This window comes from Morganella sp. BCCO 40_0007 (assembly GCF_032989665.1).
Classification (GTDB): domain Bacteria; phylum Pseudomonadota; class Gammaproteobacteria; order Enterobacterales; family Enterobacteriaceae; genus Morganella; species Morganella sibonii.
Genome location: NZ_JAVBIN010000001.1, coordinates 393415 through 406358 on the forward strand (window position 1 = coordinate 393415; position 12944 = coordinate 406358).

Genomic DNA, 12944 nt, shown 5'->3' on the forward strand with positions numbered 1-12944 from the left:
CTGCGGAAAATGATTGGTGAACAGTAATTGCGTAAATCAATGGCTGGTTGTCCGCCGGTGATGGCGCATAAAAAAAGGCGCCGTTAAACGGCGCCTGATAATGCTCTGATCCTGAAGCGGATTATTCGTCCAGGAAGCTGCGTAACACTTCAGAACGGCTCGGGTGGCGCAGTTTGCGCAGTGCCTTCGCTTCGATCTGACGGATACGTTCGCGGGTAACGTCAAACTGTTTGCCCACTTCTTCCAGCGTGTGGTCGGTATTCATATCAATACCGAAACGCATACGCAGCACTTTCGCTTCACGCGGGGTCAGCCCGGCCAGTACTTCATGAGTCGCGGAACGCAGGCTCTCTGAAGTCGCTGAATCCAGCGGCAGCTCGAGGGTGGTATCCTCGATGAAATCCCCTAAGTGCGAATCTTCATCATCACCAATCGGTGTTTCCATTGAGATTGGCTCTTTGGCGATTTTCAGCACTTTGCGGATCTTATCTTCCGGCATCAGCATCCGCTCTGCCAGCTCTTCCGGTGACGGCTCACGGCCCATCTCCTGAAGCATCTGACGGGAGATACGGTTGAGTTTGTTGATAGTCTCAATCATATGCACCGGGATACGGATAGTACGCGCCTGGTCCGCGATAGAGCGGGTAATGGCCTGACGGATCCACCAGGTGGCATAGGTTGAGAACTTATAACCACGACGGTATTCAAATTTATCAACCGCTTTCATCAGACCGATGTTACCTTCCTGAATCAGATCCAGGAACTGCAGGCCACGGTTGGTGTATTTTTTCGCGATAGAGATAACCAGACGTAAGTTCGCCTCAACCATCTCTTTTTTCGCACGGCGGGCTTTTGCTTCACCGATAGACATGCGGCGGTTAATATCTTTGACCTGTTCAATGGTCAGGCCGGTTTCTTCTTCAATCTGGCGCAAACGTTGCAGGCTGCGTTCAATTTCTTCCGCCATATCCTGCAGTTTTTCAGACCACGGTTTGTTCATCGCGACAGCAGCAGTAAACCAGGAATCACTGGTTTCATTGCCGGTGAACAGGGTGATGAAGTTTTTCTTCGGCATTTTGCTCTGCTCAACGCAGAGTTTCATGATATAGCGTTCCTGCTGACGGACACGATCCATCATTTCACGCATGTTGTTGACCAGGTGGTCAAACTGCTTCGGAACTAAACGGAACTCTTTGAAAACTTCAGAGAGCTGCTGAATTTCCGCATTGGTGCTCGGGTGGTCGCGGCCGTGAATTTTAATCTGCTGACGCGCTTTTTCATGCTGCACACGCAGCGCTTCGAATTTCTGACGAGCCAGTTCAGGATCGATGCTGTTATCGTCATCGCTGTCACTGTCATCCTCTTCTTCTTCGTCTTCGTCGTCGTCATCTTTATTTAATTCTTCAGCCGGCAGCTCAGAACCGATGTTGGTTGCGGTTGGTGCCAGATCTTCTTCCGCGTTCGGGTCAACGAAGCCGGTAATCAGGTCAGAAAGACGGACTTCGCCCGCTTCAACGCGGTCGTACTGATCGAGTAAATACGTGATTGCCTCAGGATATTCAGCAACGGAACACTGAACCTGATTGATGCCATCTTCGATGCGCTTGGCAATGTCAATTTCGCCTTCGCGGGTCAACAGTTCTACCGTCCCCATCTCACGCATATACATGCGAACAGGGTCAGTGGTCCGGCCAATTTCCGATTCTACACTTGAGAGGACTTGTGCTGCAGCTTCGGCTGCATCATCATCGGTGTCTGTTGAATTCTCTGCCAGCATCAGATCATCAGCATCAGGTGCTTCTTCCATTACCTGAATGCCCATGTCATTGATCATCTGGATAATATCTTCGATCTGATCAGAATCGACGATATCTTCAGGCAGATGGTCATTGACTTCAGCATAGGTCAGATAGCCTTGCTCCTTACCACGGGTGACAAGAAGTTTCAGCTGTGACTGCGGGTTTTGCTCCATAAGACGGTATCCACACTTCTGAGTATTTAGGTTTGTGTTGGTCGGCAAAACAACTTAGCCAGCAACAATAACAATCAAGGATTTCTTTTCTTCGGCCATGAACCTTGGTGACATGGCATGCAGGGCTGTTCCTGCTGTCTGCGGCACTTAAGCCGTTATATTCATCATAGTTTAATAATAATACTTATTGCCGGACCCGCACGAGAAGACTCACTTCATTGCGCTCTTCAGGGGTCAGACCTTCTGTCCGCTCTTTGGCGATCAGGAAGTTAAATCTCTCATTGAGAGCAGATACCACCAGATGATTTAAGGCATCTTTGAAGGTTTTTTCTGCGATCTCATCTATCTCTATATCGTTCCATCCGGCCAGTTTTTCAAGCTGTGGCGCTAATTTATTATCACGGTAGTGTTCCAGTAACTGACCGGTGGTCAGCCCCGGGTGTGATAAACAGGTATCAATCAGCTCCCTGAATAATGCAAAACCGGCAATACGGCTGGTATCAATGGATTCCAGCGGCGGCACTAATTGTGCAAACTGCGGATTCTGTACCAGCAGCGCTATCAGTATCCGCATGGTGGTCGGTTTCAGTTTCGGTGCCTGATAACCGGGGCTGCTTTCACTCTGGCGGATGGCCTGTTTGAGCTGCGCGATATCCGGTAACCCGAGTAAATTACCCAGTTCCTGCAATAAAAACGCCTGCTGTGCTTCACCCGGCACGCGGCTTATCAGCGGCATTGCCAGGGCATTCAGTTTGCTGCGCCCCTCCGGGGTGCTCATATCCACCTGACGCAGCAGGGTATCGAACAGAAACTGAGACAGACTGTGTGCCTCATTCTGCCGCTGCTCAAAGGCTTCACGGCCTTCGCGGCGCACCAGTGAATCCGGGTCATCGCCGTCCGGTAAAAACATAAAACGAAGCTGCCGCCCGTCATTGAGATGGGGAAGGGCAGTTTCGAGTGCCCGCCAGGCGGCTTCGCGTCCGGCGCGGTCTCCGTCATAACAACAAATTATGGTATCAGATGTCCGATAGAGCAACTGTATGTGCTCTGCCGTTGTCGATGTCCCGAGCGAGGCCACCGCATAATCAATACCGAACTGTGCCAGGGCAACCACATCCATATAGCCCTCGACCACAAGGATGCGGGACAATTCGCGGTTTTCCTGCTGTGCTTCATACAGTCCGAATAACTGACGGCCCTTATGAAAAATATCGGTTTCCGGTGAGTTCAGGTATTTCGGCATCGCATCATCAAGGACACGTCCGCCGAAAGCAATTACCCGTCCGCGCCGGTCACGGATAGGAAACATCACGCGTTCACGGAAGCGGTCATAGCAGCGGCCGTTATCATTGACCACTAACATGCCGGCATCCAGTAACTGCTGACGATCATCCTCGCTGCGGGCAAAGCGTTTGAGGACGTTGTCCCATCCTGCGGGGGCATAGCCGATAGCAAACCGGCTGATAATGTCCTGACTCAGACCCCTGCGGTTCAGGTATTCACGGGCATGCACGGCGTTATCCGCCTGTAATGCATGGCGGTAAAAGCTGTCCAGTTTTTCCATCAGCTGATACAGATTCTGGCGCTGATGTTTTTCTATCTGGCTGCTGCCGCTTCCGGTTTCATAAGGAACATCCAGCCCGTGCATTGCTGCTAATTCTTCGATCGCCTCGACAAACTCGAGCCGGTCATAATTAATTAAAAAATCAATAGCATTGCCGTGGGCACCACAGCCGAAGCAGTGGTAAAACTGTTTATCGCTGCTGACTGTAAAAGAGGGAGTTTTTTCGTTGTGGAAAGGACAACACGCCTGGTGATTTTTACCGTGTTTTTTCAGCGGCACCCTGACATCGATAAGATCGATGATATCGGTTCTCGCTAATAAGTCGTTGATAAATGTGCGTGGAATGCGCCCGGCCATAACCCCTTTTTCGCCTGTCTGATAACGATAATAAGCCGCGCTTCCTTCCGGAAACACGGCCATTAACTGCAACTACTGCGGTCTGACTAAGTTGCGGCGCGGCCGCAGCGATTAGTACAGACGAGTACGACGTGCGTTTTCGCGAGCCAGTTTCTTAGCATGACGCTTAACAGCAGATGCTTTAGCGCGTTTACGTACAGTCGTTGGTTTTTCATAAAACTCACGACGACGTACTTCTGCTAATACGCCTGCTTTTTCGCAGGAACGTTTGAAACGACGCAGTGCAACGTCAAATGGCTCGTTTTCACGTACTTTAATTACCGGCATGTGCCTCTCACCTCAATAAATAGGTCTGTACTGGCGTTATGCCAGTTGTCTTTAAAATGGTGCGGAATTTTACTTCAATGTGACCCACGTTGTAAAGTGCTGTGGATAATCAGACAGAGAAATACCCCGGATTTGGCCCGGTGTTACCGCCGGGACCGGATCCGCACACCCGACAGGGGTTTTACAGAGGGTGGAGATTATAGCGGATACGCGGCGATTTGTCAGCAAGATAAATCCGCCGCGCAGGGGGAAAGTGTGTGGATAACTGTGTGCATCCTGTGAATAAGCGGTTTCCGGTGAATAAAAAGACGGCAAAAAAGTCCCGTATTTCACCTTAATACCTGTCAGCTCGCCATTATGGTGATACACTGATCTCTTTGCGGAGACGGATGTGCTTCCTGCTGTCCGCCGCCAGTCCCGTCAGTTTTTGTTCCAGCGAGTTAAGTCCCATGCGAGTGTTAGGCATTGAAACGTCCTGCGATGAAACCGGAATCGCAATTTATGATGATGAGGCCGGTTTGCTGGCTAATCAGTTATACAGTCAGATCAAAGTCCACGCGGATTACGGCGGTGTGGTGCCGGAACTGGCATCCCGTGACCATATCCGGAAAACGGTGCCGCTGATTCAGGCTGCACTGAAAGAAGCCGGTCTGACGGCACAGGATATTGATGCGGTGGCCTATACGGCAGGACCGGGGCTGGTCGGGGCGCTGATGGTCGGGGCAACAGTCGGTCGTGCACTGGCATTTTCATGGGGGGTCCCGGCGGTACCGGTTCACCATATGGAAGGCCATCTGCTGGCACCGATGCTGGAAGAACATCAGCCGGAGTTTCCGTTTGTCGCGCTGCTGGTATCCGGCGGCCACACGCAGTTAATCAGCGTAACCGGTATCGGTGAATACACGCTGCTGGGTGAGTCTATCGATGATGCCGCCGGGGAAGCCTTTGATAAAACAGCTAAATTACTGGGGCTGGATTATCCGGGCGGGCCTGCACTGTCACGTATGGCATCTCAGGGTACGCCGGGGCGTTTTACGTTCCCGCGTCCGATGACGGATCGCCCGGGGCTGGATTTCAGCTTCTCCGGGCTGAAAACCTTTGCTGCCAATACCATTCGCCAGAATGATGATTCAGACCAGACCAAAGCGGATATTGCCCGTGCTTTTGAAGACGCGGTGGTGGATACGCTGGTGATCAAATGCAAACGCGCGCTGGAGCAGACCGGTTTCAAACGGCTGGTAATGGCAGGCGGAGTGAGTGCAAACCGCACATTGCGCGAACGCATGGCGCAGACACTGCAAAAACTTGGCGGAGAAGCGTTCTATGCCCGTCCTGAGCTGTGCACGGATAACGGCGCGATGATTGCGCTGGCCGGAATGATCCGCTTTAAAGGCGGGATGCGCAGTGAATTAGGCGTGACTGTCCGCCCGCGCTGGCCGCTGGCTGAGTTACCCCCGCTGGATAAATAATCTCCGGACACAAAAAAAGGCGCTGATGCGCCTTTTTTAATCCTCTTTTTCCTGCTCTTTCGCTTCCTGGATTATCTCTTTATCCGTTTTGGCCCGCTTTTTCTTCAGCTTCTGCCAGATACGGCTTTCCTGTCCGCGCCACAGCCGCTGAATGTTGTCATGATGGCGGATAAGCACCAGGCAGGAGAGCATGGCGACCGGGAAGGTAAACTCCGGTTTGAACCACCAGACATAAAACGGTGCCACCAGGGCGCTGACAATCGCGCCTAATGATGAGTAACCGCTCAGCAGCACGGTCAGCAGCCAGGTTCCGGCGACCAGCCCGGTCAGATCCCAGCCGATGGCGGCAATCGACCCGAATGCGGTTGCCACGCCTTTTCCGCCTTTAAAGTGGAAAAATACCGGATAAATATGGCCTAAACAGGCTGCAATGGCGATAATACCGAGGTAAAAATACGGTATTTGCAGGAGGTAAGCGAGCCAGACCGGCAGCATACCCTTGAGAACGTCGCAGATAAGGACACCGGCAGCCGCCAGTTTGCCGCCGATCCGCAGCACATTGGTGGCACCCGGGTTTCCGGAGCCGTGATGACGCGGATCCGGCAGTCCCGCAAGACGGCAGATCAGGATCGCACTGGAAACAGATCCCAGCAGATAAGCGAAGATGATCATACCAAGCGCGATTCCACTCATGCCTTCCCTCCTGACAGACGGTAAATTATAGTTATCAGCCTCCATGGATAATACGCATATTTCATGGGAAGTGATATCCGATGAGCATAAAAAAACGGGGTAATTGCGGATGGATGTTGTTTTTATTAAGAAACTTGTTGTTTTCACAACGATTGGTGCTTACGACTGGGAAAAGGGTATTACGCAGAAATTAGTGCTCGATATCGAAATGCACTGGGATAACAAACGCGCATCAGAGAGTGATGATGTGGAACATTGTCTCGATTATGCCGGGGTCAGCACGGCTGTTCTGGATTATGTGCAGACAAGACAGTTCGCACTGGTTGAACGTGTGGCGGAAGAAGTGGCGTCATTATTGCTGACACAATTCGGAACCCCGTGGGTGCGTATTCGCGTGGCCAAACCGGGAGCGGTGGCGCAGGCGGAAGAAGTGGGTGTCATGATTGAACGAAGTGCGGGCTGATGTTGTCATAATGCCGTCAGCGGAACTGTCATAAAAGCGGCAGGGGTGTCATAAAGTTGTCACACTTGCGTCATATGCTGTTCGTATCCTGCATTCCCGCCTCCGGGAGTGCCTTATTTTATCTGCCATACAGGGCGTTATATGGGCGATATCACAAGTTTACTGCATGCTTTGATTCTCGGGGTTGTTGAAGGATTAACTGAATTTTTACCGGTGTCATCAACCGGTCATATGATTATTGTTGCCGAGCTTCTCGGGTTTACGGGCGATAAAGCAAAAACATTTGAAGTGGTTATCCAGCTTGGTTCCATCCTCGCTGTGGTATTCCTGTTCTGGCGGCGGATGTTTGCGCTTATCGGTATTCATTTCGGCAATGTTCCCCATGAAGGGCAGACTCAGGGAAAACTGACGTTACTCCATATTATTATTGCTATGCTGCCGGCGGTGGTACTCGGGTTATTACTGCGTGATCAGATAAAATCACTGTTTAATCCGGTGAATGTGATGTACGCGCTGGTTGCGGGCGGTATCCTGCTGATTGTGGCGGAAGTCTTTAAACCGAAGAAAGCGCAGGCTACCGGGCTTGATGACATCAGTTACCGTCAGGCATTTGCCATCGGCTGTTTCCAGTGTCTGGCACTGTGGCCGGGATTTTCCCGCTCGGGTGCCACTATCTCCGGTGGTATGCTGATGGGGATCAACCGTTACACCGCATCAGAATTTTCCTTTATTCTGGCGGTACCGATGATGATGGGCGCGACAGCACTGGATCTGTACAAGAGCTGGCATTTCCTGGGCAGCTCAGATATCCCGATGTTTGCGGTCGGTTTCCTGTCGGCGTTTATTGTGGCGCTGATTGCCATGAAAACGTTCCTGTCACTGATTAAACGTATCTCCTTTATTCCGTTTGCTATCTACCGCTTTATTGTGGCCGCAGCTGTTTACGTCGTATTTGTTCACTGAGTTTCGCGTAAACACGTCACTATTTGCGCAGGGAAAATCCATCTGACCTGCGCAAAGTCAAAGCAGGCACTCCGCCGATTTGCTACAAATATAATTAATAACGGACATATAAAAGCCGGTAATGGTTTACCGGCTTTTATGTGTAATATTTTATTTATGTTGACTGCCCGACACCATGTGATCAGATGCTTTGCACCTGTCACGAGTCTGACCACAATGCCGCGCCGGAGCCAATAAATCGAGCAGGAGTCAGGATTATGTGCAGCACATGCGGTTGCAGCGAAGGAAACGTGCAGATTGAAGGTCACAACCACGACCACCATGATCACCAACACCATGATCACCAACATCATGATCACCAACATCATGATCACCACCATCACGAGCATGATAACTCTTCCCGCCCCGTCATTATTCATCACCACCACTACCATCATAACGGCGATGTAAACCACTACTATTATGACGGCCGTGAAGCCGGTGAAGAGCATGCTCACGGACACGGTCATGAGCACAGCCACGGACATGAACACACCCATGACCACGGCCATGATCACAGCCATTCTCATGAGCACGAACATGCTCACGACCATCATCATTCACATGATCATGATCATGAGCATTCGCATGACCACGGTCATGACCATGCGTCAGCCTTTGCACCGGTGGTGGATAAAGACAATATGCATTACGGGATGGGGGAAGCAGGTACTCACGCGCCGGGCCTGACCCAGAAACGCATGGTGCAGATTGAAATGGGGGTACTGGATAAAAACAACCAAATCGCTGTTCATAACCGTGAACATTTACAGGAGCAGGGCATTCTGGCGCTGAACCTGGTATCCAGTCCCGGCTCCGGCAAAACCACATTACTGACCCGCACACTCAATTACCTGAAAGATAAAGTACCTTGTGCCGTGATTGAGGGCGATCAGCAAACCACCAATGATGCTGAGCGAATTCGCGCAACCGGTGTACCGGCGATTCAGGTTAATACCGGCAAAGGATGCCACCTGGATGCACAAATGGTGCATGACGCCATGCATCACCTCGGACTGAAAGATAACAGCCTGTTATTTATTGAGAATGTCGGTAACCTGGTCTGCCCTGCCGGTTTTGACCTGGGAGAACAGCATAAAGTGGCGATCCTGTCCGTAACAGAAGGCGAAGATAAGCCGCTGAAATATCCGCATATGTTTGCTGCCGCAGACCTGATGCTGATTAACAAAATCGACCTGCTGCCGTATGTGAACGTCAATATTGAAGCCTGTGTGGATGCGGCACGCCGTGTGAATCCGGATATTGATGTGATTGTACTGTCTGCCTCTACCGGTGAAGGAATGAATGAGTGGGTTGCCTGGTTGCAGGATCGCCTGAGTGATGTAAACCAGCAGCGCAGTGCAGCGGAATAAGGGATTTCTATGCGTTTTGTTGATGAGTTCCGTGATCCGGCGCTGGCAGAAAAACTGCTGGCGCAAATCAGGGAAGAGATGGCTTCATGGCCGCACCCGCTGAAACAGCCTTTGCAGATTATGGAAGTGTGCGGCGGCCATACGCACGCCATTTTTAAATTCGGGCTGGATAAACTGCTGCCCGATTCCGTGGAATTTGTGCACGGGCCGGGATGCCCGGTCTGTGTGCTGCCGATGGGGCGTATTGACGCCTGTCTGGAAATCGCAGCCCGTCCGGAGGTGATTTTCTGCACGTTCGGTGATGCCATGCGCGTTCCCGGTCGCGGCGGTTCGCTGCTGGATGCCCGCCGTCACGGCAGTGACATCCGTATCGTCTACTCCCCGCTGGATGCGCTGACTATTGCCCGCGATAATCCGGATAAAGAGGTCGTCTTCTTTGCTCTGGGTTTTGAAACCACCATGCCGGGCACTGCGGCCACGTTACAGCTGGCGAAAAAAAGCGGACTGACAAATTTCACCGTTTTTTGTCAGCACATCACCATTATCCCGACGCTGCGCACACTGCTGGAACAGAAAGATGTGTTTATCGACGGCTTTATCGCGCCGGGACACGTCAGTATGGTGATAGGCTGCACACCGTATCAGCCGCTGTGTGATGAATTTGCCAAACCGTTTGTGGTGACCGGGTTTGAACCGCTGGACTTGCTGACCGCTATTCTGATGGTTGTCCGCCAGCTGAAAAAACAGGCGCAGGATAAACTGGCGCCGATGGCGGTGGAAAATCAGTACAGCCGCATTGTTCCGGAGCAGGGAAACCAACTGGCACAGAAAGCACTGGCAGAGGTCTTTGAGCTGAAAGCCAGCAGTGAATGGCGCGGACTGGGCAATATCGCAGATTCCGGCATACAGCTGACACCGGCTTATCATGAATTTGATGCGGAGCGCCGCTTCCGGCCGCAGCCGCAATCTGTTGCGGATAACCCGCTGGCACGTTGCGGGGATGTGTTAACCGGCCGCTGTAAACCGGCTGATTGTCCGTTGTTCGGCACAGCATGCACACCGGAAACCGCACTTGGTGCACTGATGGTTTCCTCTGAGGGAGCATGTGCGGCTTATTATCAGTACCGGCGCGGAGAATAAAATGAAACCTATTACTGAAATCACCCTGGCACAGGGCAACGGCGGACAGGGGATGCAGCAATTGATCGACTCCCTGTTTTTACAGGCATTTTCCAACCCGTATCTGAATGAAAAAGAAGATCAGGCACGAATACCGCTGGCGGAATTACAGGCCGCCGGTGATCGTCTGGCGTTCAGCACTGACAGCTATGTGATCGACCCCATTATTTTCCCCGGCGGTAATATCGGCAAGCTGGCGGTATGCGGTACTGCCAACGATCTGTCTGTCGGCGGTGCGATCCCGCGCTATCTTTCCTGCGGATTTATCCTTGAGGAAGGTCTGTCGTTTGAGATCCTCTCTCAGCTGGTTAACAGCATGGCAGAAACCGCAAAAGCGAATGGCATTCAGATTGTGACCGGTGATACCAAAGTGGTTCCGCGCGGTGCGGCAGACAAAGTGTTTATCAATACGGCCGGTATCGGGGTGATCCCGCATCAGCTGAACTGGGCAGCGGCACAATGCCGTCCGGGGGATAAAGTTATTGTCAGCGGTACACTGGGCGACCACGGTGCTGCAATTCTCAATCTGCGTGAAAACCTCGGACTGGATGCGGATCTGCGCAGCGACTGCGCGGTGCTGGAACCGATGCTCGCACCGCTGCGGGCAATTGACGGTGTCCGGGCTGTCCGCGATGCTACCCGTGGCGGTGTCACCGCTATTCTGCATGAGTTTGCGGATGCTTCGCAGTGCGGCATGAATATCGAAGAACAGAAACTGCCGCTGAAAACCGCAGTACGCGGTGTGTGCGAACTGCTGGGACTGGAAGCACTCAATTTTGCCAATGAAGGTAAAGTGGTGATTGTTGTTGCTCCGGAAGCCGAAAACGCCGTACTGGCAGCGCTTCATAACAGTCCGCTGGGTCAGGATGCCTGTACCATCGGGCAGGTAACAGAAGCAAAACAGGTGAAAGTACAGGGGATTTTCGGCGCGACCAGGTTGCTGGATCTTCCGTACAACGAGCCGCTGCCCCGCATCTGCTGAATCTGCGAATCTGTGTCATCCTCCGGCCTGTGGCGGTGTTGGCTTCGTTCGGCTACCCCGGTCACATACTGGTGTATGCTCCCGGGGATATCCTCACTTCGCCGCCTTGCCACAAACCGGATGATTCAGCAGATTTCGCGGACAAGGATGTGTCAGCGTCTTTCCGGTTTGCCGGTTATTCCCTGATCCTCCGGTGGTCAGGGACATATCAGTATTTTTAAAATATTAATAAGCTAATTATCTCAACAGGAGTATGATTCTCCGGTGGATCACATATACAGATCCTACTGGTACACACGTACTCCGACATCGATTCCCGACGCTGTCGGGATTTTTTTGGTAAAAAAATGAACTGGTCTACATTTAAATCAACGTATCTTGTCAGGTTCTGGCAGCCGTTGCCCGCAGTGATCGCCGCCGGCATCTTATCCGCATACTACTTCGGATTAACAGGCACATTCTGGGCGGTCACCGGAGAGTTTACGCGCTGGGGCGGACACATTCTGCAACTGTTCGGCGCTCAACCGGAAAACTGGGGGTATTTTAAGGTGATCGGTTTACAGGGCTCGCCCCTGGATCGTATCGACGGCATGATGATTATCGGCATGTTTGCCGGTTGTATCGCCGCAGCCTTATGGGCTAACAATGTCAAAATCCGCCTCCCGCAACATAAAATCCGTATCTGGCAGGCCGTTATCGGCGGTATTATTGCCGGTTTCGGGGCGCGTCTCGCGATGGGGTGTAACCTGGCGGCGTTCTTTACCGGTATCCCGCAATTCTCCCTGCATGCCTGGTTCTTTGCACTGGCAACCGCCGCAGGCTCTTACTTCGGCGCGAAATTCACACTGCTGCCGATGTTCCGCATTCCGGTCAAACTGCAAAAAGTCAGCAAAGCCTCACCGCTGACACAGGATTTGCAGCGTGCGAAACGCCGTTTTCGTCTCGGTATGCTGATTTTCCTGCTGTGCCTCACCTGGTCTCTGTTCACCCTGTTTAAATCCCCGAAACTGGGGATGGCGATGCTGTTTGGTATCGGGTTTGGTCTGCTGATTGAACGGGCGCAAATCTGTTTTACCTCCGCATTCCGTGACGTCTGGATAACCGGACGTACCCAGATGGCCAAAGCCATTATCCTCGGTATGGCAGTCAGTGCTATCGGCATCTACAGCTATGTGCAACTGGGCGTACAGCCGAAAATCTTCTGGGCAGGCCCTAATGCCGTGATCGGCGGGTTGCTGTTCGGTTTTGGTATTGTGCTGGCGGGCGGATGTGAAACCGGCTGGATGTACCGCGCTGTGGAAGGTCAGGTGCACTTCTGGTGGGTCGGACTGGGGAATATTATCGGTGCGACCATTCTGGCGTACTACTGGGATTCCGTGGCACCGTGGCTGGCGACTGACTACGATAAAGTCAATCTGCTGGATACCTTCGGCCCGGCCGGTGGTCTGCTGGTCACTTACGGATTACTCGCTTTCGCCTTTATCCTGTTACTGATGTGGGAGAAACGTTTCTTCCGCCGGAAAAACCAGGCTGACGCTGTCGCCTCTGCTGCACACTAAGGAG

At 52.2% G+C, this 12944-nt stretch carries 11 protein-coding genes; 7 read left to right on the forward strand and 4 right to left on the reverse strand.

Annotation, left to right across the window (positions count from 1 at the left end; genetic code table 11):
- Positions 1 to 121 precede the first annotated feature (121 nt).
- The 3 genes from rpoD to rpsU all read right to left on the reverse strand — a co-directional run bounded on the left by rpoD (position 122) and on the right by rpsU (position 4220).
- Positions 122 to 2020: an RNA polymerase sigma factor RpoD gene (rpoD, locus tag R5268_RS01645; protein WP_282097962.1), complete on the reverse strand. Its 1899-nt coding sequence runs from the start codon at positions 2018 to 2020 to the stop codon at positions 122 to 124.
- A 136-nt stretch (positions 2021 to 2156) separates the two neighbouring features.
- On the reverse strand, positions 2157 to 3893 hold the full coding sequence (gene dnaG, locus R5268_RS01650) for a DNA primase (protein WP_046893223.1): 1737 nt from the start codon (positions 3891 to 3893) through the stop codon (positions 2157 to 2159).
- 111 nt (positions 3894 to 4004) lie between these two features.
- Positions 4005 to 4220: a 30S ribosomal protein S21 gene (gene rpsU, locus R5268_RS01655; RefSeq protein ID WP_004240446.1), complete on the reverse strand. Its 216-nt coding sequence runs from the start codon at positions 4218 to 4220 to the stop codon at positions 4005 to 4007.
- Between the two features lie 449 nt (positions 4221 to 4669).
- Here rpsU and tsaD point away from each other — a divergent pair, with 449 nt between their 5' ends.
- The gene (gene tsaD / locus R5268_RS01660; protein ID WP_107678660.1) at positions 4670 to 5689 is read left to right on the forward strand and encodes a tRNA (adenosine(37)-N6)-threonylcarbamoyltransferase complex transferase subunit TsaD; all 1020 of its coding nucleotides are present in this window, start codon (positions 4670 to 4672) and stop codon (positions 5687 to 5689) included.
- 36 nt (positions 5690 to 5725) lie between these two features.
- On the opposite strand, the gene plsY is transcribed toward tsaD, so the two are convergent.
- Positions 5726 to 6382 carry a glycerol-3-phosphate 1-O-acyltransferase PlsY gene (plsY, locus tag R5268_RS01665; RefSeq protein ID WP_054426239.1) on the reverse strand — a complete coding sequence of 219 codons (657 nt, stop codon included), beginning with the start codon at positions 6380 to 6382 and terminating at the stop codon, positions 5726 to 5728.
- A gap of 109 nt (positions 6383 to 6491) precedes the next feature.
- Between plsY and folB the strand changes: the two genes are divergently transcribed.
- From folB to yedE, 6 genes are all read left to right on the forward strand, one after another.
- Positions 6492 to 6845 (forward strand): bifunctional dihydroneopterin aldolase/7,8-dihydroneopterin epimerase, encoded by a 354-nt coding sequence (folB, locus tag R5268_RS01670; protein ID WP_046893126.1) that lies wholly within the window; start codon positions 6492 to 6494, stop codon positions 6843 to 6845.
- 141 nt (positions 6846 to 6986) lie between these two features.
- A complete protein-coding gene (bacA, locus tag R5268_RS01675; protein WP_046893127.1) occupies positions 6987 to 7808 on the forward strand; it encodes an undecaprenyl-diphosphate phosphatase in 822 nt (273 codons plus the stop codon).
- Between the two features lie 257 nt (positions 7809 to 8065).
- Positions 8066 to 9220: a hydrogenase nickel incorporation protein HypB gene (hypB, locus tag R5268_RS01680; protein WP_317418463.1), complete on the forward strand. Its 1155-nt coding sequence runs from the start codon at positions 8066 to 8068 to the stop codon at positions 9218 to 9220.
- A 9-nt stretch (positions 9221 to 9229) separates the two neighbouring features.
- The gene (hypD, locus tag R5268_RS01685; RefSeq protein WP_107678525.1) at positions 9230 to 10360 is read left to right on the forward strand and encodes a hydrogenase formation protein HypD; all 1131 of its coding nucleotides are present in this window, start codon (positions 9230 to 9232) and stop codon (positions 10358 to 10360) included.
- Between the two features lies 1 nt (position 10361).
- Positions 10362 to 11381 (forward strand): hydrogenase expression/formation protein HypE, encoded by a 1020-nt coding sequence (hypE, locus tag R5268_RS01690; RefSeq protein ID WP_317418462.1) that lies wholly within the window; start codon positions 10362 to 10364, stop codon positions 11379 to 11381.
- A 347-nt stretch (positions 11382 to 11728) separates the two neighbouring features.
- The gene (gene yedE / locus R5268_RS01695) at positions 11729 to 12940 is read left to right on the forward strand and encodes a selenium metabolism membrane protein YedE/FdhT (protein ID WP_054423703.1); all 1212 of its coding nucleotides are present in this window, start codon (positions 11729 to 11731) and stop codon (positions 12938 to 12940) included.
- Positions 12941 to 12944 lie beyond the last annotated feature (4 nt).